The 627-nt window shown below is 58.2% G+C and carries 1 protein-coding gene and 1 pseudogene; both read right to left on the bottom strand.

The genetic code is table 11. The features are described 5' to 3' along the window. Positions 1-422 (bottom strand): P2 family phage major capsid protein (locus H097_RS24200; RefSeq protein WP_032862965.1); only part of this gene is annotated, 422 nt, incomplete at its 3' end. Between the two features lies 1 nt (position 423). Continuing rightward, positions 424-627 (bottom strand): annotated as a pseudogene (locus tag H097_RS28340) (capsid scaffolding protein); the annotation flags it as partial.

The raw sequence follows: 627 nt of genomic DNA, 5'->3' as shown, positions 1-627 counted from the left end.
AGGGCGATTTGCTTCTGTACGGCGGCGGAATAGCGCTGGTGGAAGTCCGGGAACTTGGCCCAGGCATCGATTTTGGCGTACGGCAGCCCTACGTCGGACTCGGTAGAAGAAAGCTCATAGGTGGACTGATCAAGCGCCGAAGCGTCTTTGGCTTCGCGATCCTTGGTCTTGGTGTTGGTACGGCCAGTGACCGGACCGGACACGCCAATGAATACCTTCTGCCCTTTGATCTCAGTCACCGGAATGACGTTGATCCGTTGCAAAAAGTCCGATTTGGCGGTGATCGCGTCGTTCAGTTCCTGGGCGATCGTCGGATCAACACTGAATTGCTTGGTGGACAGCTCGACACCGTAGGTCTCGGCAATGGCCAACTGCATTTCCGCGTACATCTTGGCGCCGTATGCGCTCAACGAATAGGCCATGTCAGAGCACCCGCTTCTTGACAGTGGCTACAGGGCCGGGGTTACGCGGCAACTGGCGGCCAGTGGGCGTATTTTTCATCGCACTGAACTCTTTCTGCAGGCTCGTCAGCGCAGCAATAACAGCCTTGTTCGTCGCCCCGCCCTTGCGGCGGAATTCGCGCTCTTCCTCGGCCGTGGCGACGATCTCGTCAACAGCGGCGCTCAC

Origin of the sequence: Pseudomonas sp. FH4 (genome assembly GCF_000510915.2) — a bacterium.
Classification (GTDB): Bacteria; Pseudomonadota; Gammaproteobacteria; order Pseudomonadales; family Pseudomonadaceae; genus Aquipseudomonas; species Aquipseudomonas brenneri.
Note: the sequence above shows the minus strand (reverse complement) of the source record. Positions and strands in the feature narration are given on the sequence as shown.